The sequence below is a fragment of the Pseudomonas sp. MIS38 genome, from assembly GCF_019891575.1.
GTDB classification, from domain to species: Bacteria; Pseudomonadota; Gammaproteobacteria; order Pseudomonadales; family Pseudomonadaceae; genus Aquipseudomonas; species Aquipseudomonas putida_A.
Window position 1 is genome coordinate 664942 of the sequence record NZ_JAFLXF010000001.1, and the last position, 16878, is coordinate 681819.

A 16878-nucleotide genomic window follows, 5' to 3' on the forward strand; every position below is an offset into this window, starting at 1 on the left:
ACGGAAGCAATCAAAACCTATCGGCCATAAATCGTCAAGCGACAGATCGAAAATTTTAGAAACGACCCAGACGAATGTGGGAGCGTGCTTGCTCGCGAATGCGGAGGGTCAGTCACTGAAATGTGAAACTGAAACACCGCATTCGCGAGCAAGCCCGCTCCCACATTTGGATTCAAGCAATAAGTGCAGCTGTGGATAACTCAGCTTTTCTTGATCTTCTCAGGGCGCTTCCAGCCATCGATATTCTTTTGCCGCGCCCGACCAACGGCCAACTGGGCGTTATCCACATTCTGGGTGATGGTCGAACCAGCCGCGGTGGTTGCCCCGGAAGAGATATCCACAGGTGCCACCAACGAGTTATTGGAGCCGATGAACACATCTTCGCCCAACACGGTTTTCCACTTGTTGGCGCCATCGTAGTTGCAGGTAATGGTGCCCGCGCCAATGTTGGTGCGGGCGCCGATTTCCGCGTCGCCCAGATAGGTCAGATGCCCGGCCTTGGCGCCCTCACCCATGCGCGCGTTTTTCAGTTCGACAAAGTTACCCACATGCGCGCGTGCTTCGAGCACCGTGCCCGGACGCAGACGGGCGAACGGACCGGCATCGCTGCCTTCACCCAGCACCGCACCTTCGATGTGGCTGTTGGCTTTGATCACCACGCCTTTGCGCAGGGTGCTGTCCTTGATCACGCAGTTTGGGCCGATCACCACGTCGTCCTCGATGACAACATTACCTTCGAGAATCACGTTGATGTCGATCAGCACATCGCGACCGACGGTGACTTCGCCACGCACATCGAAACGCGCCGGGTCACGCAGGGTCACGCCTTGCGCCATCAGCCGGCGGCCGGCGCGCAGCTGGTAATGCCGCTCCAGTTCCGCCAGTTGCTTACGATCATTGGCGCCCTGCACTTCCATCGGGTCGTGCGGTTGTTCAGTGGCCACCACCAAACCATCGCTGACCGCCATTTCGATCACGTCGGTCAAGTAGTACTCGCCCTGGGCATTGTTGTTCGACAGGCGGCTCATCCAGTCGGCCAGGCGATTGGCCGGGACGGCGAGAATGCCGGTATTGCCTTCGGTGATTGCGCGCTGGGCTTCGCTGGCATCTTTGTGCTCAACGATGGCTGCGACCTTGCCGTCAGCATCACGCACGATGCGGCCGTAACCGGTCGGATCTTCCAGCTCGACGGTCAACAGGCCCATCTGCCCCGGTACGACGTGTTTAAGCAGGCGCTGCAGGGTTTCGACCTCGATCAATGGCACGTCACCGTAGAGGATCAACACGGTGTCGGCGCTGATGAACGGCACAGCCTGAGCCGTTGCATGACCAGTGCCCAATTGCTTGTCCTGCAGCACGAAATTCAAATCGTCAGCCGCCAGACGCTCACGCACCACATCGGCACCGTGGCCGATCACCACATGAATGCGCTGTGGATCGAGCTGCCGTGCGCTGTGGATAACATGCCCAAGCATGGAATTGCCGGCTACCGGGTGCAGCACTTTCGGCAACGCCGAACGCATACGGGTGCCTTGACCGGCCGCGAGGATAACGATTTCGAGAGACATGACTGGCTACCAATCCTGGGTGGTCAGCAACTGCGACCGGGTTGTAAAAATCGGAAAAGAAAAAAGGGTAGCCGAGGCTACCCTTTTTTATCAATCGCACAACAAGTGGCTGACGGATTAACCGCCAAACTTCTTGCGGATCTGCTGGACGGTGCGCAGCTGAGCTGCAGCCTCGGCCAGACGTGCGGACGCAGCTCCGTAGTCGAAATCTGCGCTCTTCTCGTGCAGAGCAGCTTCGGCAGCCTTGAGAGCTGCCTGGGCTTGAGCTTCATCCAGGTCGGCGGCACGTTGCACGGTATCGGCAAGCACCTTGACCATGTTCGGCTGAACCTCGAGGAAACCACCGGAGATGTAGAACACCTCGGCTTCCCCGCCTTGCTTGATCAGGCGGATCGGACCTGGCTTCAGATTAGTGATCAGCGGCGCGTGACCCAGAGCGATACCAAGATCACCCAGTGCACCGTGCGCAATCACCATCTCGACCAGGCCGGAAAAGATTTCCCCTTCCGCGCTGACGATATCGCAATGGACTGTCATAGCCATCTGATTGCCTCAACCTAAATTAGCGCCCGTTGCCGGGCGCCGGGATTACAGTTTCTTGGCTTTCTCGATCGCTTCTTCGATGCCGCCAACCATGTAGAACGCTTGTTCTGGCAGGTGGTCGTAGTCACCGTTGAGGATGCCTTTGAAGCCAGCAATGGTGTCTTTCAGGGAAACGTATTTACCCGAAGCACCGGTGAAGACTTCAGCCACGAAGAACGGCTGCGACAAGAAGCGCTGGATCTTACGAGCACGGTTAACCAACTGTTTGTCGGCTTCCGACAGCTCGTCCATACCCAGGATCGCGATGATGTCTTTCAGCTCTTTGTAACGTTGCAGAACGTACTGAACGCCGCGAGCGGTGTCGTAGTGGTCCTGACCGATTACGTTCGGATCCAGCTGGCGCGAAGTCGAATCCAGTGGATCTACCGCTGGGTAGATACCCAGGGAAGCGATGTCACGGGACAGAACGACGGTGGCGTCCAAGTGGGCGAAGGTGGTCGCTGGCGACGGGTCGGTCAAGTCATCCGCAGGTACGTATACCGCCTGGATCGAGGTGATCGAACCTTCTTTGGTCGAAGTGATACGTTCTTGCAGAACGCCCATCTCTTCAGCCAGGGTCGGCTGGTAACCTACTGCCGAAGGCATACGGCCCAGCAGTGCGGATACTTCAGTACCGGCCAGGGTGTAACGGTAGATGTTGTCGACGAACAGCAGAACGTCGTTACCTTCGTCACGGAACTTCTCGGCCATGGTCAGGCCGGTCAGGGCTACGCGCAGACGGTTTCCCGGCGGCTCGTTCATCTGACCGTAAACCAGTGCCACTTTGTCCAGAACGTTGGAGTCCTTCATCTCGTGGTAGAAGTCGTTACCCTCACGAGTACGCTCACCCACACCGGCGAACACGGAATAACCGCTGTGCTCGATGGCGATGTTACGGATCAGTTCCATCATGTTTACGGTTTTGCCTACACCGGCACCACCGAACAGACCGACTTTACCGCCTTTGGCGAACGGGCAAACCAGGTCGATAACCTTGATGCCGGTTTCCAGCAGGTCGTTGCCGCCTGCTTGCTCAGCGAACGAAGGTGCTGCGCGGTGAATGCCCCAGCGCTCTTCGGTGTCGATTGGACCGGCTTCGTCGATCGGGTTACCCAGAACGTCCATGATCCGGCCCAGAGTCGCTTTACCGACCGGTACGGAGATGGCTGCGCCGGAATCGGTAACTTCCAGACCGCGCTTCAAGCCCTCGGTGGAACCCATCGCAATGGTACGAACCACGCCGTCGCCCAGCTGTTGCTGAACTTCCAGAGTGGTTTCGGCCGCGCTGACTACTTTCAGCGCGTTGTAGATGCTCGGTACGCTGTCGCGTGGAAATTCCACGTCGATAACGGCGCCGATGATTTGAACGATACGTCCGCTACTCATAGCTGGATCCTCTGAATATTTGAACCGTTAAACCGCGGCAGCGCCGCCGACGATTTCCGAGATCTCTTGGGTGATCGCAGCCTGACGCGCCTTGTTGTAGATCAGCTGCAAATCGCTGATCAAATCACCGGCGTTGTCGGTAGCGTTCTTCATCGCGATCATCCGCGCAGCTTGTTCAGCTGCGTTGTTCTCGACCACCGCCTGGTACACCTGCGACTCCACGTAGCGCACCATCAAGCCGTCAAGCAGCTCTTTGGCGTCTGGTTCGTAGAGGTAGTCCCAGTGGTGCTTGAGTTCTTGATCCGGGGTTGCCACCAGTGGAATCAACTGCTCCACGGTAGGCTGTTGTGTCATGGTGTTGATGAACTTGTTGGATACCACGGACAGGCGATCGATACGGCCCTCCAGGTAGGCATCCAGCATCACCTTGACGCTGCCGATCAAATCATTGATCGACGGCTCTTCACCCAGGTGGCTGATAGCTGCAACGACGTTACCGCCGAAGTTGCGGAAAAAGGCCGCACCCTTGCTACCGACTACACACAGATCAATCTCGACGCCGTTTTCGCGGTTTACCGCCATGTCCTTGACCAGGGCCTTGAACAGGTTGGTGTTCAAGCCGCCGCACAAACCACGGTCACTGCTCACGACGACATAACCGACGCGCTTTACTTCACGGTCGATCATGAACGGGTGGCGGTATTCCGGGTTGGCGTTGGCCAGATGCCCAATTACCTGGCGGATACGCTCCGCATAAGGACGGCTGGCTGCCATGCGCATTTGTGCCTTGCGCATTTTGCTCACCGCCACTTTTTCCATGGCGCTGGTAATTTTTTGCGTGCTTTTGATGCTCGCAATCTTACTGCGAATCTCTTTTGCGCCTGCCATGTAACACCTATCAGGTTAGCAAGCGGGAGCCTTGCGGCTCCCGCTGCGGCTTACCAGGTTTGGGTGGCCTTGAACTTCTCGATACCGGCTTTCATGCCAGCGTCGATTTCGTCATTGAAGTCACCTTTAACGTTGATCTTAGCCATCAAATCGGCGTGATCGCGGTTGAAGAAAGCAATCAGCGCTTGTTCGAAGCTGCCGATCTTGGCGATTTCAATGTCAGTCAGGAACCCACGCTCAGCGGCATACAGCGACAGCGCCATGTCAGCGATCGACATTGGTGCGTATTGCTTCTGCTTCATCAGCTCGGTAACGCGCTGACCATGCTCAAGTTGCTTACGGGTCGCTTCGTCCAGGTCAGAAGCGAACTGGGCGAATGCCGCCAGTTCACGGTACTGAGCCAGAGCGGTACGGATACCACCGGACAGCTTCTTGATGATCTTGGTCTGAGCGGCACCACCCACACGGGATACCGAAACACCGGCGTTCACTGCAGGGCGGATGCCCGAGTTGAACATGGCCGATTCCAGGAAGATCTGACCGTCGGTGATGGAAATCACGTTGGTCGGAACGAACGCGGAAACGTCGCCAGCCTGGGTTTCGATGATTGGCAGTGCGGTCAGGGAACCGGTTTTGCCGGTCACTGCGCCGTTGGTGAACTTCTCTACGTATTCTTCCGAAACGCGGGATGCGCGCTCCAGCAGACGGGAGTGGAGATAGAACACGTCGCCTGGGTAAGCTTCACGGCCTGGTGGACGGCGCAGCAGCAGGGAAATCTGGCGGTAAGCCACTGCTTGCTTGGACAGATCGTCATAAACGATCAGCGCGTCTTCACCGCGGTCGCGGAAGAATTCACCCATGGTGCAACCGGAGTACGGTGCCAGGAATTGCAGCGCAGGAGATTCCGAAGCACTGGCAGCCACGATGATCGTGTTGGCCAGGGCGCCGTTTTCTTCCAGCTTGCGAACCACGTTGGCGATGGTCGATTGCTTCTGACCGATCGCTACGTAGACGCAGAAAATGCCGCTGTCTTTCTGGTTGATGATCGCGTCGATCGCCAGAGCGGTTTTACCGATCTGACGGTCACCGATGATCAGCTCACGCTGGCCACGGCCGACAGGGATCATGGCATCGACAGCCTTGTAGCCAGTCTGTACAGGCTGGTCTACCGACTTACGCCAGATCACGCCCGGTGCAACTTTCTCGACCGCGTCGGTCAAGGTGTTGCCCAGTGGACCTTTGCCGTCAACAGGGTTACCCAGTGCATCGACTACGCGACCCAGCAGTTCCTTACCCACCGGAACTTCGAGGATGCGGCCGGTGCACTTGGCGCTCATGCCTTCAGCCAGACTGGTGTATGCGCCCAGTACAACGGCACCTACGGAGTCTTGCTCCAGGTTGAGGGCCATACCGTAGACGCCGCCCGGAAACTCGATCATCTCGCCGTACATGACGTCGGCCAGACCGTGAATCCGCACGATGCCGTCAGATACGCTGACGACAGTGCCTTCGTTACGGGCTTGGGAGGTCACATCGAGCTTGTCGATGCGGCCCTTGATAATTTCACTTATTTCGGAAGGATTGAGTTGCTGCATTGCTCTGCTGCCCCTTCAAACTCAAGATTTCAATGCTTCGGCAAGTTTCGCGATTTTGCCGCGAATCGAGCCATCGATAACCAGGTCGCCGGCGCGGATAACGACACCCCCTATAAGGGCAGCATCCTCCGCAACTTGCAGGCGCACTTCCCGGTTGAGTCGTGCACTGAGAACCTTGGCGAGTTTGTCTTGCTGTTCTTGGTTCAATGCGAAAGCACTGGTCACTTCAACGTCTACCGACTTCTCTTGTTCGGCCTTGTACAGGTCGAACAGAGCGGCGATCTCCGGCAGAAGCGGGAGACGGTCGTTTTCGGCAACGACATTGATGAAGTTCTGTGCCTTGGCATCAAACTTGTCGCCGCACACGTCAATGAACGTGGCGGCCTTTTCTGCGCTCGTCAGTCGCGGGGCCTTGAGCACGCGCTGCATGGTGTCATCTTGTGACACCGCTGCAGCCAGGCCGAGCATGGCTGACCAATTGGCCAGTTGCTGGTGGGCCTGAGCGTGCTCGAAGGCCGCCTTAGCGTAAGGTCGGGCCAACGTGGTCAGTTCTGCCATGATCGCCCTCGCTTAGATTTCAGCAGCCAGTTGGTTAACCAGCTCTGCGTGCGCGTTTTGATCGATTGTGGCACCCAGGATCTTCTCGGCGCCGCCGACAGCCAGCAAGCCCACTTGGGCGCGCAGCTTGTCTTTGACACTGTTCAGTTCCTGTTCGATCTCGGCTTGAGCCTGAACCTTCACACGGTCAGCGTCGATACGGGCTTTTTCAACAGCCTCTTCAACGATCTGGTTACCGCGTTTCTTGGCTTGCTCGATGATTTCAGCTGCCTGAGCTTTCGCTTCGCGCAGTTGCTGACCCGCTTTCTCTTGGGCCAACTCCAGGTCGCGAGCTGCACGGCTGGCAGCGTCCAGACCATCAGCGATCTTCTTTTGACGTTCGTGCAGAGCAGCGATGACCGGAGGCCATACGAACTTCATGCAGAACAGTACAAAAATCAGGAACGCAACGGACTGGCCAATCAGGGTCGCATTAATGTTCACGCCAACACCTCGCAGTTACGTTGTCCATCACATCAAATTACTCGGAAGAATCCGGGTAATTAGCCAGCGATCTGACCAACGAACGGGTTCGCAAAGGTGAAGAACAGAGCGATACCAACACCGATCATGGTTACGGCGTCGAGCAGACCGGCAACGATGAACATTTTAACTTGCAGCATTGGAACCATTTCTGGCTGACGCGCTGCGCCTTCCAGGAACTTGCCGCCCAGCAGGCCGAAACCAATTGCGGTACCCAGTGCGCCCAGGCCGATCAACAGTGCAACAGCGATAGCGGTTAGACCAACTACAGTTTCCATCTTTCCTCCCGACTTTTACGTCGTATGGTTTAGGTTTTTTAGATTAAAGCGGTAAAACAAATCGTTTCAGAGGCCCGGTTAAGAGCCCCCTCCCGTTTGACCGGGAGGGACATCAGATCAGCCGAGGCTGCTCTTAATGGTTTTCTTCGTGCGCCATCGACAGGTAGACGATGGTCAGCATCATGAAGATGAACGCCTGCAGGGTGATGATCAGGATGTGGAACACAGCCCACGCCCACTGCAGAACAACGCCCAGGCCACTCAGCCAGAGCAGGCCGCTGCCGAACATCACAGCGATCAGAATGAACACCAGCTCGCCGGCATACATGTTGCCGAACAGACGCAGGGCCAGAGAGATCGGCTTGGCGATCAGGGTCACGAATTCCAGCAGGAAGTTCACCGGGATCAGCAGGGCCTGAACGAAGATGTTCTTGCTGCCGAACGGGTGCAGGGTCAGTTCGCCGATGAAGCCGCCGATGCCCTTGACCTTGATGCTATAGAAAATGATCAGTGCGAAAACCGAGAACGCCATGCCCAGGGTCGCGTTCGGGTCGGTGGTCGACACGGCACGGAACGGGATGTGGTGGTCGCCGGTGATCAGGATGGCCAGCTGAGGAATCCAGTCGACCGGTACCAGGTCGACGGCGTTCATCAGGAACACCCAGACGAAGATGGTCAGTGCCAGCGGTGCGATCACCGGGCTACGGCCATGGAAGCTGTCTTTCACGCTGCCATCGACGAATTCGACCAATACTTCAACGAAGTTCTGCAAAGCACCTGGCTGACCCGATGTTGCTTTCTTTGCCGCCATGCGGAAAAGGAAAACGAAGATCAGACCCAGCGCGACCGACCAGCCGAGGGTATCGACGTGGAAAGCCCAGAAGCCCATTTCCTTGGCTTCTGCTGCGGTATGGGCAAAGCCCCAGCCGCCGTTAGGTAGCTGACCGAAGGTCAGGTTCTGCAAGTGGTGCTGGATATAGCCCGAAGCGGTTGTTTCTGCCATGGTTGCCTCAAACGCCCTAAGGTCTCGAAAGTCTTGTTCTCATCAGCAGGGGAGCGAACCAGCTGACCGACTGAGTCAGCACGAAAGCGCCGAATACTGCGATCGGCGCCAATGGCTTCACACCTGCAAACACCAGTGCAAACAGCACTGCCGTCAAAATCAGTTTGCCTGCCTCGCCGGCATAAAATGACCGGACGATGGACTGGGCTGCTCGGGCGCCGGAAAACCGAAATGCCTTGTGAGCGAAATAAACATTGGGCAGCAAGGCTATCAGGCCTCCGCAAAGTCCCGAGTATCCGGCAACGACTCCGTGCCATTGCCAGAGCGCCAAAGCGGCAATGAGCAAAATGACAAATTGAGCCATCAACACCGGAAAAACCGCCAGGCGATGGAACGGCAGGCGGTTTGGCTTGCGGGTTTCCATCACATTTGCTCTCCAATGGTCGGCTGCCAGAATTCAATAACTTGGCATAATTTGTGCCGACAAAATGCGCGCAGAGTATAGGGGCGGTTCTGCCCCTATTCAACTGTCAGGTAGTGATTTCCGACTGCGCGCTACATGAGGAAATGTTTCAGCGGATGTGTGCGAGCACACCTTGAAGCTCATCGAGGGAGTTGTAACCGATCACCAGCTGACCTTTTCCCTTCTTGCCGTGGCGAATCTGCACCGCAGAGCCTAGGCGCTCGGCCAGACGCTGTTCGAGCCGGGCGATATCCGGGTCGGGTTTGGCCGCTTCCACAGGCTCCGGTTTGCCACTCAACCACTGACGAACCAGTGCCTCGGTTTGGCGCACAGTCAGGCCGCGTGCGACAACATGTCGCGCCCCTTCCACCTGCTGATTGTCCGGCAGACCGAGCAAAGCACGGGCATGACCCATTTCCAGGTCACCGTGGGACAGCATGGTCTTGATGACTTCCGGCAGTGCAATAAGTCGCAACAGGTTAGCCACAGTCACGCGGGACTTACCCACAGCCTCGGCCACCTGCTGTTGAGTGAGCTGGAATTCCTGCTGCAGACGCTGCAAGGCGACGGCTTCCTCAATCGGGTTCAGGTCTTCACGCTGGATGTTCTCGATCAGCGCAATGGCGATCGCGGTCTCATCCGGCACATCACGAACCATCGCCGGGATGGTTTCCTGGCCGGCCTGCTGGCTGGCGCGCCAGCGGCGTTCGCCGGCGATGATTTCGAAACGGCCACCGCCAATCGGGCGCACCACGATCGGCTGCATCACGCCTTGCGCCTTGATCGACTGCGCCAGCTCTTCCAGCGCCTGCGGGTCCATGTCGCGGCGTGGCTGGTATTTGCCACGCTGCAGCAGATCCAGCGGCAGGTGTTGCAGTTCACGGGTATCGGCCTGCGCCGCCTGTTCTTCCAGCGCGCTGACGGTCGGACCACTCAGCAGTGCATCCAGTCCACGTCCGAGACCTCGTTTCTTGACGGCCATGGGGATTCCTTAAGTTGGCTGGGCAGCGGCGATGCGTGAATTTTTGCGCTGACGGCGAACCATCTCGCCCGCCAGGGCCAAATAGGCCAGCGCGCCGCGCGATTGCTTGTCGTAGGCCAGTGCCGGCATACCGTAGCTCGGTGCTTCGGCCAGGCGGATGTTGCGCGGGATCACCGTGTCGTACAGCTGCTCGCCAAAGTGTTCCTTGAGCTGCGCCGAAACATCGTTCATCAGGCTCAGCCGCGGGTCGTACATGGTGCGCAGCAGACCTTCGACCTTGAGGTTGGGGTTCAGCAGTTCGGCGATGCGCTTGATGTTATCCACAAGGTCGCTCAAGCCTTCGAGCGCAAAGTATTCGCACTGCATGGGGATAATCACCCCGTCAGCGGCGACCAGTGCGTTCAATGTGAGCATCGACAGCGACGGCGGGCAGTCGATCAAAATGTAATCGTAGTTTTCACGGATCGGCGCCAGCGCGCTGCGCAGACGGCTTTCCTTCATCTGCATTTCCAGCAGAACCACTTCGGCCGCGGTCAGGTCGCGGTTGGCCGGCAGCAGTTGATAACCGCCGTGCTCGGAGTAGTGCATGGCCTGGGCCAGATCGCATTCGCCGATCAGCAGGTCGTAGACCGAGTTTTCCAGGCCATGTTTATCCACACCGCTACCCATGGTGGCGTTGCCCTGTGGATCGAGATCGATCAACAGCACCCGGCGCTTGGTCGCGACCAGGGATGCTGCGAGGTTGATGCAGGTGGTGGTCTTGCCCACACCACCCTTCTGGTTCGCTATCGCGAATACCTTAGCCATTCTTGCTTGTGTTCCCAATCATGCCGTGCGGCGCAGTATCAGCAGATGGCGTTGGCCTTGGCAACCGGGTACGGCCAGGGCGTGTTCGCTATCGAGTTTGAAGTCTGCCGGCAATGCTACCAGCTCATCGGCCGGATGAACGCCCTTCATTGCCAGCCAGCGCGTGTCGGCATCGCCGAGGTGGCGAGTCCAGTTGGTGAAGTTCTCCATACTGCTGAAAGCCCGGGAAATGATCCCGTTGAATGGCTGGGCAGGCTGGAAGGCTTCGACGCGACTGTGGATAACTTGCAGGTTATCCAGTTTGAGTTCGAGTTTGACCTGAGTCAGGAAGCGGGTTTTCTTGCCGTTGCTGTCCAGACAGGTGACTTGCGAGTCCGGATACAGGATCGCCAACGGGATCCCCGGCATGCCGCCGCCACTGCCGACGTCGAGCCAACGGCCGTTTTCGATGAACGACATCACGCTCAAGCTATCGAGCAGATGCCGCGAAACCATTTCATCAGGATCGCGCACTGCAGTCAGGTTGTAGGCCTGGTTCCATTTGATCAACAGGGCCAGGTAACCCAGCAGCAATTCGTGCTGGGCTGCGCTGAGATTGACACCGAGCTCGCGGGCTCCTGTGGATAACTCTTCGGCGTGTTGCGAAGTGACCTTAGAACTCAAGCGCTTTGCTCCAACTGACGGCCCGCGCCGCGTTTTTTCAAATGAATCATCAACAGCGAAATCGCTGCCGGGGTCACGCCCGGGATCCGCGAAGCCTGGCCGAGCGTCTCCGGACGCGTCGCACCGAGCTTGCTCTGAATCTCCTTGGAGAGACCGGAAATGTTGGTGTAATCGATATCCACAGGCAATTTCGTGTCTTCACTGGCGCGCAGACGGGCGATTTCGTCCTGTTGACGGTCGATGTAACCGGCGTATTTGGTCTTGATTTCAACCTGTTCGGCGACCTGTGGATCTTCGGCGCCCTGCCCGGTCACTTCGACCAGACCAGCGTAGTCGATTTCCGGACGGCTCAAGAGGTTGAGCAAGTTGTATTCGTGAGTCAGCGGCGTGCCGAATTTTTCCGCAATCGCATCGCCCTGCTGGGTGCCCGGGCGAACCCAGGTGCTCTTCAGGCGCTGCTCTTCGAGTTCGATGCTTTCGCGTTTCTTGCAGAAGGCCGCCCAACGCGCGTCATCGACCAGACCCAGTTCACGACCTTTTTCGGTCAGACGCAGGTCGGCGTTGTCCTCGCGCAGAATCAGGCGGTACTCGGCACGGGAAGTGAACATGCGGTACGGCTCTTGGGTACCGAGGGTGATCAGGTCGTCGACCAGCACGCCGATGTACGCTTCATCGCGACGCGGGCACCAGGCTTCTTTGCCCTTGGCACGCAGCGCGGCGTTGGCCCCGGCAAGCAAACCTTGCGCACCAGCTTCTTCGTAACCGGTGGTGCCGTTGATCTGACCAGCGAAGAACAGACCGCCGATGACTTTGGTTTCCAGGCTGTATTTCAGGTCACGCGGGTCGAAGTAGTCGTACTCGATCGCATAACCCGGACGCACGATGTGCGCGTTTTCCATGCCGCGGATCGATTGCACGATCTGCAATTGCACGTCGAACGGCAAGCTTGTGGATATCCCGTTCGGGTACAGCTCATGGGTGGTCAGGCCTTCCGGCTCGATGAACACCTGATGGCTTTCCTTGTCGGCAAAGCGATGAATCTTGTCTTCGATCGACGGGCAGTAGCGCGGACCGATGCCCTCGATTTCGCCGGCAGCGGAATACATCGGCGAACGATCGAGGTTCGCCGCGATGATTTCGTGGGTGCGCGCGTTGGTATGGGTAATCCAGCAACTGACCTGGCGCGGATGCTGTTCTTTTTTGCCCATGAACGACATGACGGGGATCGGCGTATCGCCCGGTTGCTCGGTCATGACCGAGAAATCCACAGATTTGCCATCGATGCGCGGTGGCGTACCGGTTTTCAGGCGACCGACACGCAGCGGCAGTTCACGCAGACGATGTGCCAGGGCGATCGATGGCGGGTCACCGGCACGACCGCCGGAGAAATTCTGCAAACCGATGTGGATAAGTCCACCGAGGAACGTACCAGTGGTCAACACCACGGAATCGGCGAAGAACCGCAGACCCATTTGCGTGACAACACCGCGAACCTGGTCCTGCTCGACGATCAGGTCGTCAGCGGCCTGTTGAAATATCCACAGGTTCGGTTGGTTTTCCAGAATTTCGCGGACAGCGGCCTTGTACAAAATACGGTCGGCTTGCGCACGAGTCGCTCGTACGGCCGGACCTTTGCGGCTGTTCAATACGCGAAACTGGATGCCGCCCAGATCGGTAGCCATGGCCATCGCGCCGCCGAGGGCGTCGATTTCCTTGACCAGATGGCTTTTGCCAATGCCACCGATGGCCGGGTTGCAGCTCATGGCACCGAGGGTTTCCACGTTATGCGTCAGCAACAGGGTTTTTGCCCCCATACGTGCTGAGGCCAGTGCTGCCTCGGTACCGGCATGACCGCCGCCGATGACGATCACTTCAAAACGGGAAGGGAAATCCACCACGCACCTCGTGCCTGCTTAAGTCGGTATTCAGGAATAGTTTGAGATCAGGTTTCTGGACCTGGTCGACAAGTATAGGGACTTCGCCCTTCCTAAAGAACCCTTTGCACAAAATTTAACCAGCTGTGGAGAACTCGAGGTTAAAAGAATAAAAAAGAGAGAAATTTATAAAACCTTTGTTTTAATGCTTATTCTTACTGACCGACCTTTCTGTGGATAGATTGCTACAGGCCTTATTATTCAATGTGTACAGAGTTTCAAAACCCTGTTATCAGGTCGCCGGGAGGCCCTTGGATAACCGGTTTAAGCCTGTGGATGAATGGGGTTGTTATCCACAGAGGCAGTTATATCCAGTTTTCACGCCCTGTTATCAACTGACCTCATTGGCAGTTATTCACAGGGCTTAATCCACAGAAATCAGCTGAATGATTGGTTGGCGGGCAAGGGAAATCCGCCCAGGGCGAGAGAGTCTGCCCGGCACTGGAGAAAGGAATTGAGAAATGAGGAGTGCAGACAGGCCGCGAACGGGCCTGTCTGTGAACAGCAGAAGGGTTATTTACCGATGCAGAAGCTGGAGAAGATCCGGCCAAGCAGGTCATCGGAGCTGAATGCCCCGGTTATTTCTCCCAGGGAGTGCTGGGCCTGACGTAAATCTTCGGCCAGCAGCTCACCGGCACCGGCCAACGTCAGCTGTGCGCGACCATGTTCCAGCGCTGCACTGGCATGGCGCAGAGCCTCCAGATGACGGCGACGGGCACTGAAGCTGCTTTCCGAGGTTTGCTCATAGCCCATGCAGGCCTTGAGGTGTTCGCGCAGCAACTCCAGACCATCGCCGGCGGATTTGGCGCTAAGGCTTATGGTCACGTGGCCATCGTCGCTGACTTCCAGGGCAATCGCTTCACCCGTCAGGTCAGCCTTGTTGCGAATCAAGGTGACTTTGGCCGGATCCGGACGGGTTTCGAGGAATTCCGGCCAAAGGGCAAACGGGTCTGCAGCTTCCGGCGCGGTGGCATCGACTACCAGCAGCACCCGATCCGCTTCAGTGATCGCTTTCAACGCACGCTCGACGCCGATCTTTTCCACCTGATCATCGGTATCACGCAGACCTGCCGTATCGACAACATGCAGCGGCATGCCGTCGATGTGGATATGTTCGCGCAGGATATCGCGGGTGGTGCCGGCAATTTCGGTCACGATCGCGGCTTCGCGGCCGGCCAGGGCATTCAACAGACTGGACTTGCCGGCATTCGGACGACCGGCGATCACCACCGTCATGCCATCACGCAACAACGCGCCCTGCCCGGCTTCACGCAGCACGGTGGACAACTCTTCTCGCACCTTGTCGAGCATGCTCAGCACGTGGCCATCGGCGAGGAAGTCGATTTCCTCTTCCGGGAAGTCGATGGCGGCTTCGACGTAGATGCGCAGGCCGATCAGTTGTTCGGTGAGGTTATGCACACGCTGGGAAAACGCCCCCTGCAGGGAGCGCAAGGCATTGCGTGCAGCCTGTGCAGAACTGGCTTCGATCAGGTCGGCAATGGCCTCGGCCTGAGCCAGGTCCAGTTTGTCGTTGAGGAACGCGCGCTCGCTGAATTCACCCGGACGGGCCAAACGGCAACCCAGTTCCAGGCAACGCTTGAGCAACATGTCGAGAACGATCGGGCCACCGTGTCCCTGCAGTTCCAGCACGTCTTCGCCGGTGAACGAGTTGGGGCCCGGGAAATATAGCGCCAGACCTTCGTCCAGCACCTGCCGGTCATCACTGAAAAACGGCCCGTAATGCGCGTAACGCGGTTTCAGTTCGCGGCCGCTGATGGCTTTGGCCGCAACACTGGCCAACGGCCCGGAAATACGGACGATGCCGACACCGCCGCGACCTTGAGCGGTGGCGACAGCAGCGATGGTTTCACGAGGTACGCTCATAAACCGGAATCCAGACAAAAGTGGCAGATAGCAAAACGCCCCACTAGGGGGCGTTTTGAGTGGTGTTATCCACAGAGTAAGTTACGCCTCGGCTTTTTTCGTCGCCGCTTCGATCTTACGCGTGATGTACCACTGTTGGGCAATCGACAGGCAGTTGTTCACAACCCAGTACAGCACCAAACCAGCAGGGAACCACAGGAAGAAGAAGGTGAAGATGATTGGCATCATTTTCATGACCTTCGCCTGCATCGGATCCGGTGGAGTCGGGTTCAGACGCTGCTGGATGAACATGGTCGCGCCCATGATGATCGGCAGGATGAAGAACGGATCCTTGATCGACAGGTCAGTGATCCACAGCATGAATGGCGCTTGGCGCATTTCCACGCTTTCCAGCAGAACCCAGTACAGCGAAAGGAAAACCGGCATCTGCACGAGGATCGGCAAGCAGCCGCCCAGCGGATTGATCTTCTCTTTCTTGTACAGCTCCATCATGGCTTGCGACATTTTCTGCCGGTCATCGCCATGTTGCTCTTTCAGTGCAGCCAGTTTCGGTGCTACGGCACGCATGCGCGCCATGGATTTGTAGCTGGCAGCCGACAGCGGGAAGAAGATGCCCTTGATCAGCATGGTCAGGAAGATAATCGACCAGCCCCAGTTACCCACGATCGCGTGGATGTGTTGCAGCAACCAGAAGATCGGCTGAGCGATGAACCACAGAATGCCGTAGTCGACTGTCAGTTCCAGACCTGGGGATAACTGTTTCAGTACGGCCTGGCTTTTCGGCCCGGCGTAAAGAATGGCGCTGGTTTCAACTTTCGCACCCGGTGCAGCGGTCAGCGAAGGACCGGTGTAACCGATGATGTAGTTGCCTTTGCTGTCCTTACGCGTCTGAACAATGTTGTTTTCGCCCTTCGGCGCAACCCATGCAGTCACGAAGTAGTGTTGCAGCCAGGCTACCCAGCCACCGGTGACGGTTTCCTTGAGCTGACCTTTGTCCATGTCTTTCATGGACACTTTCTTGTACGGCTCGGAACTTGTCCACAGGGCGGCGCCCAGGTAAGTCGCGGTGCCGGTGGCAGTGGTCGACGAAGGGTCGGCACTGGCGTCGCGCTTCAGTTGGGCGAACATCGAACCCGACCAAGGCTGAGCGCTCTGGTTATCCACAAGGTAGGTCACGGTAACGTCATACAGGCCGCGTTTCAGGGTGAAACGCTTGATGTAGTTGACGCCGTCCTTGCTGAACTTCAGGTCGACGACCAATTGGTCCTGACCGTCAGTCAGTTGATAACTTTTCTTCTCCGAGGCGTAAACCGGACGACCGGCCGGGCTTGCGTCCGGACCGTTGGTGCCGATCAGGCCGCTTTGTGCCAGATAAGTACGTTCGCCGCCGTTGTCGAACAGCTGGAACGGTACATCAGGACGATCCTGACGACGTGGATACAGTGGCAAAGTCAGTTGAGCAACGTCACCGCCCTGGGGATCGATCGCCAGATCGAGCACGTCGGTTTTGACCTGGATCAGATCCTTGCTGGCAGCGACCGGGGTTTCCACAGGTGCGCTGGTGTCGCTTGCGGCACGCGGAATATCGTCACTGGCGGAAGCGTTATTGCCAGGAACGGTGTCCGGCAAACCGGATGCAGTCGTACTGGAAGCAACATTCTGAGTCGGCAGGGCAGCCTGGCCATAGTCCTGGTTCCATTTAAGAACCATAACGTAGGACACGATTGCCAGGGCGACGATCAGGATCGTGCGTTTGATATCCATG

General features: G+C 57.5%; 16 protein-coding genes. All 16 read right to left on the reverse strand.

All coding sequences use genetic code 11. The features are described from left to right. Nucleotides 1–200: 200 nt before the first annotated feature. Complete coding sequence (gene glmU / locus J1G18_RS02950) at nucleotides 201–1568, reverse strand: bifunctional UDP-N-acetylglucosamine diphosphorylase/glucosamine-1-phosphate N-acetyltransferase GlmU (protein WP_098966415.1); 1368 nt, start codon at nucleotides 1566–1568, stop codon at nucleotides 201–203. A 117-nt stretch (nucleotides 1569–1685) separates the two neighbouring features. After that, a complete protein-coding gene (locus J1G18_RS02955) occupies nucleotides 1686–2111 on the reverse strand; it encodes a F0F1 ATP synthase subunit epsilon (protein WP_007954164.1) in 426 nt (141 codons plus the stop codon). Nucleotides 2112–2156: 45 nt separating this feature from the next. After that, nucleotides 2157–3536, reverse strand: a complete 1380-nt coding sequence (atpD, locus tag J1G18_RS02960; RefSeq protein ID WP_027610292.1) for a F0F1 ATP synthase subunit beta — start codon at nucleotides 3534–3536, stop codon at nucleotides 2157–2159. A gap of 27 nt (nucleotides 3537–3563) precedes the next feature. Continuing rightward, nucleotides 3564–4424: a F0F1 ATP synthase subunit gamma gene (gene atpG / locus J1G18_RS02965; protein WP_010565870.1), complete on the reverse strand. Its 861-nt coding sequence runs from the start codon at nucleotides 4422–4424 to the stop codon at nucleotides 3564–3566. Nucleotides 4425–4474: 50 nt separating this feature from the next. Continuing rightward, complete coding sequence (gene atpA / locus J1G18_RS02970) at nucleotides 4475–6019, reverse strand: F0F1 ATP synthase subunit alpha (RefSeq protein WP_047596971.1); 1545 nt, start codon at nucleotides 6017–6019, stop codon at nucleotides 4475–4477. Between the two features lie 21 nt (nucleotides 6020–6040). After that, a complete protein-coding gene (locus J1G18_RS02975; RefSeq protein ID WP_007911956.1) occupies nucleotides 6041–6577 on the reverse strand; it encodes a F0F1 ATP synthase subunit delta in 537 nt (178 codons plus the stop codon). 12 nt (nucleotides 6578–6589) lie between these two features. Further along, nucleotides 6590–7060, reverse strand: a complete 471-nt coding sequence (locus J1G18_RS02980; RefSeq protein ID WP_011336718.1) for a F0F1 ATP synthase subunit B — start codon at nucleotides 7058–7060, stop codon at nucleotides 6590–6592. Between the two features lie 59 nt (nucleotides 7061–7119). Further along, nucleotides 7120–7377 (reverse strand): F0F1 ATP synthase subunit C, encoded by a 258-nt coding sequence (atpE, locus tag J1G18_RS02985; protein ID WP_003097235.1) that lies wholly within the window; start codon nucleotides 7375–7377, stop codon nucleotides 7120–7122. A gap of 133 nt (nucleotides 7378–7510) precedes the next feature. Next, a complete protein-coding gene (gene atpB, locus J1G18_RS02990; protein WP_007960779.1) occupies nucleotides 7511–8380 on the reverse strand; it encodes a F0F1 ATP synthase subunit A in 870 nt (289 codons plus the stop codon). A gap of 16 nt (nucleotides 8381–8396) precedes the next feature. After that, the gene (locus J1G18_RS02995) at nucleotides 8397–8804 is read right to left on the reverse strand and encodes a F0F1 ATP synthase subunit I (protein ID WP_003229783.1); all 408 of its coding nucleotides are present in this window, start codon (nucleotides 8802–8804) and stop codon (nucleotides 8397–8399) included. Nucleotides 8805–8952: 148 nt separating this feature from the next. After that, on the reverse strand, nucleotides 8953–9825 hold the full coding sequence (locus J1G18_RS03000; protein ID WP_007960777.1) for a ParB/RepB/Spo0J family partition protein: 873 nt from the start codon (nucleotides 9823–9825) through the stop codon (nucleotides 8953–8955). Between the two features lie 9 nt (nucleotides 9826–9834). Beyond that, nucleotides 9835–10632, reverse strand: a complete 798-nt coding sequence (locus J1G18_RS03005) for a ParA family protein (protein ID WP_003229787.1) — start codon at nucleotides 10630–10632, stop codon at nucleotides 9835–9837. 18 nt (nucleotides 10633–10650) lie between these two features. Next, nucleotides 10651–11295 carry a 16S rRNA (guanine(527)-N(7))-methyltransferase RsmG gene (gene rsmG, locus J1G18_RS03010; RefSeq protein ID WP_003229789.1) on the reverse strand — a complete coding sequence of 215 codons (645 nt, stop codon included), beginning with the start codon at nucleotides 11293–11295 and terminating at the stop codon, nucleotides 10651–10653. Next, nucleotides 11292–13190 carry a tRNA uridine-5-carboxymethylaminomethyl(34) synthesis enzyme MnmG gene (gene mnmG, locus J1G18_RS03015; protein WP_210556217.1) on the reverse strand — a complete coding sequence of 633 codons (1899 nt, stop codon included), beginning with the start codon at nucleotides 13188–13190 and terminating at the stop codon, nucleotides 11292–11294. Before mnmG ends, rsmG begins: the two co-directional genes overlap by 4 nt. A 552-nt stretch (nucleotides 13191–13742) precedes the next feature. Continuing rightward, entirely contained in the window at nucleotides 13743–15113 is a 1371-nt protein-coding gene (gene mnmE / locus J1G18_RS03020) for a tRNA uridine-5-carboxymethylaminomethyl(34) synthesis GTPase MnmE (protein ID WP_210556215.1), read from the reverse strand. An 81-nt stretch (nucleotides 15114–15194) separates the two neighbouring features. Then, the gene (gene yidC, locus J1G18_RS03025) at nucleotides 15195–16877 is read right to left on the reverse strand and encodes a membrane protein insertase YidC (RefSeq protein ID WP_134785066.1); all 1683 of its coding nucleotides are present in this window, start codon (nucleotides 16875–16877) and stop codon (nucleotides 15195–15197) included. Between the last annotated feature and the right edge of the window lies 1 nt (nucleotide 16878).

Bases quoted from the DNA above. Each gene is read 5' to 3' on its own strand.
- glmU (WP_098966415.1), bottom strand. From the start codon at position 1,568: ATGTCTCTCGAAATCGTTATCCTCGCGGCCGGTCAAGGCACCCGTATG.
- J1G18_RS03000 (WP_007960777.1), bottom strand. From the start codon at position 9,825: ATGGCCGTCAAGAAACGAGGTCTCGGACGTGGACTGGATGCACTGCTG.
- mnmE (WP_210556215.1), bottom strand. From the start codon at position 15,113: ATGAGCGTACCTCGTGAAACCATCGCTGCTGTCGCCACCGCTCAAGGT.
- J1G18_RS02955 (WP_007954164.1), bottom strand. From the start codon at position 2,111: ATGGCTATGACAGTCCATTGCGATATCGTCAGCGCGGAAGGGGAAATC.
- J1G18_RS02975 (WP_007911956.1), bottom strand. From the start codon at position 6,577: ATGGCAGAACTGACCACGTTGGCCCGACCTTACGCTAAGGCGGCCTTC.
- atpG (WP_010565870.1), bottom strand. From the start codon at position 4,424: ATGGCAGGCGCAAAAGAGATTCGCAGTAAGATTGCGAGCATCAAAAGC.
- atpE (WP_003097235.1), bottom strand. From the start codon at position 7,377: ATGGAAACTGTAGTTGGTCTAACCGCTATCGCTGTTGCACTGTTGATC.
- yidC (WP_134785066.1), bottom strand. From the start codon at position 16,877: ATGGATATCAAACGCACGATCCTGATCGTCGCCCTGGCAATCGTGTCC.
- atpD (WP_027610292.1), bottom strand. From the start codon at position 3,536: ATGAGTAGCGGACGTATCGTTCAAATCATCGGCGCCGTTATCGACGTG.
- J1G18_RS03005 (WP_003229787.1), bottom strand. From the start codon at position 10,632: ATGGCTAAGGTATTCGCGATAGCGAACCAGAAGGGTGGTGTGGGCAAG.
- J1G18_RS02995 (WP_003229783.1), bottom strand. From the start codon at position 8,804: ATGGAAACCCGCAAGCCAAACCGCCTGCCGTTCCATCGCCTGGCGGTT.
- atpA (WP_047596971.1), bottom strand. From the start codon at position 6,019: ATGCAGCAACTCAATCCTTCCGAAATAAGTGAAATTATCAAGGGCCGC.
- atpB (WP_007960779.1), bottom strand. From the start codon at position 8,380: ATGGCAGAAACAACCGCTTCGGGCTATATCCAGCACCACTTGCAGAAC.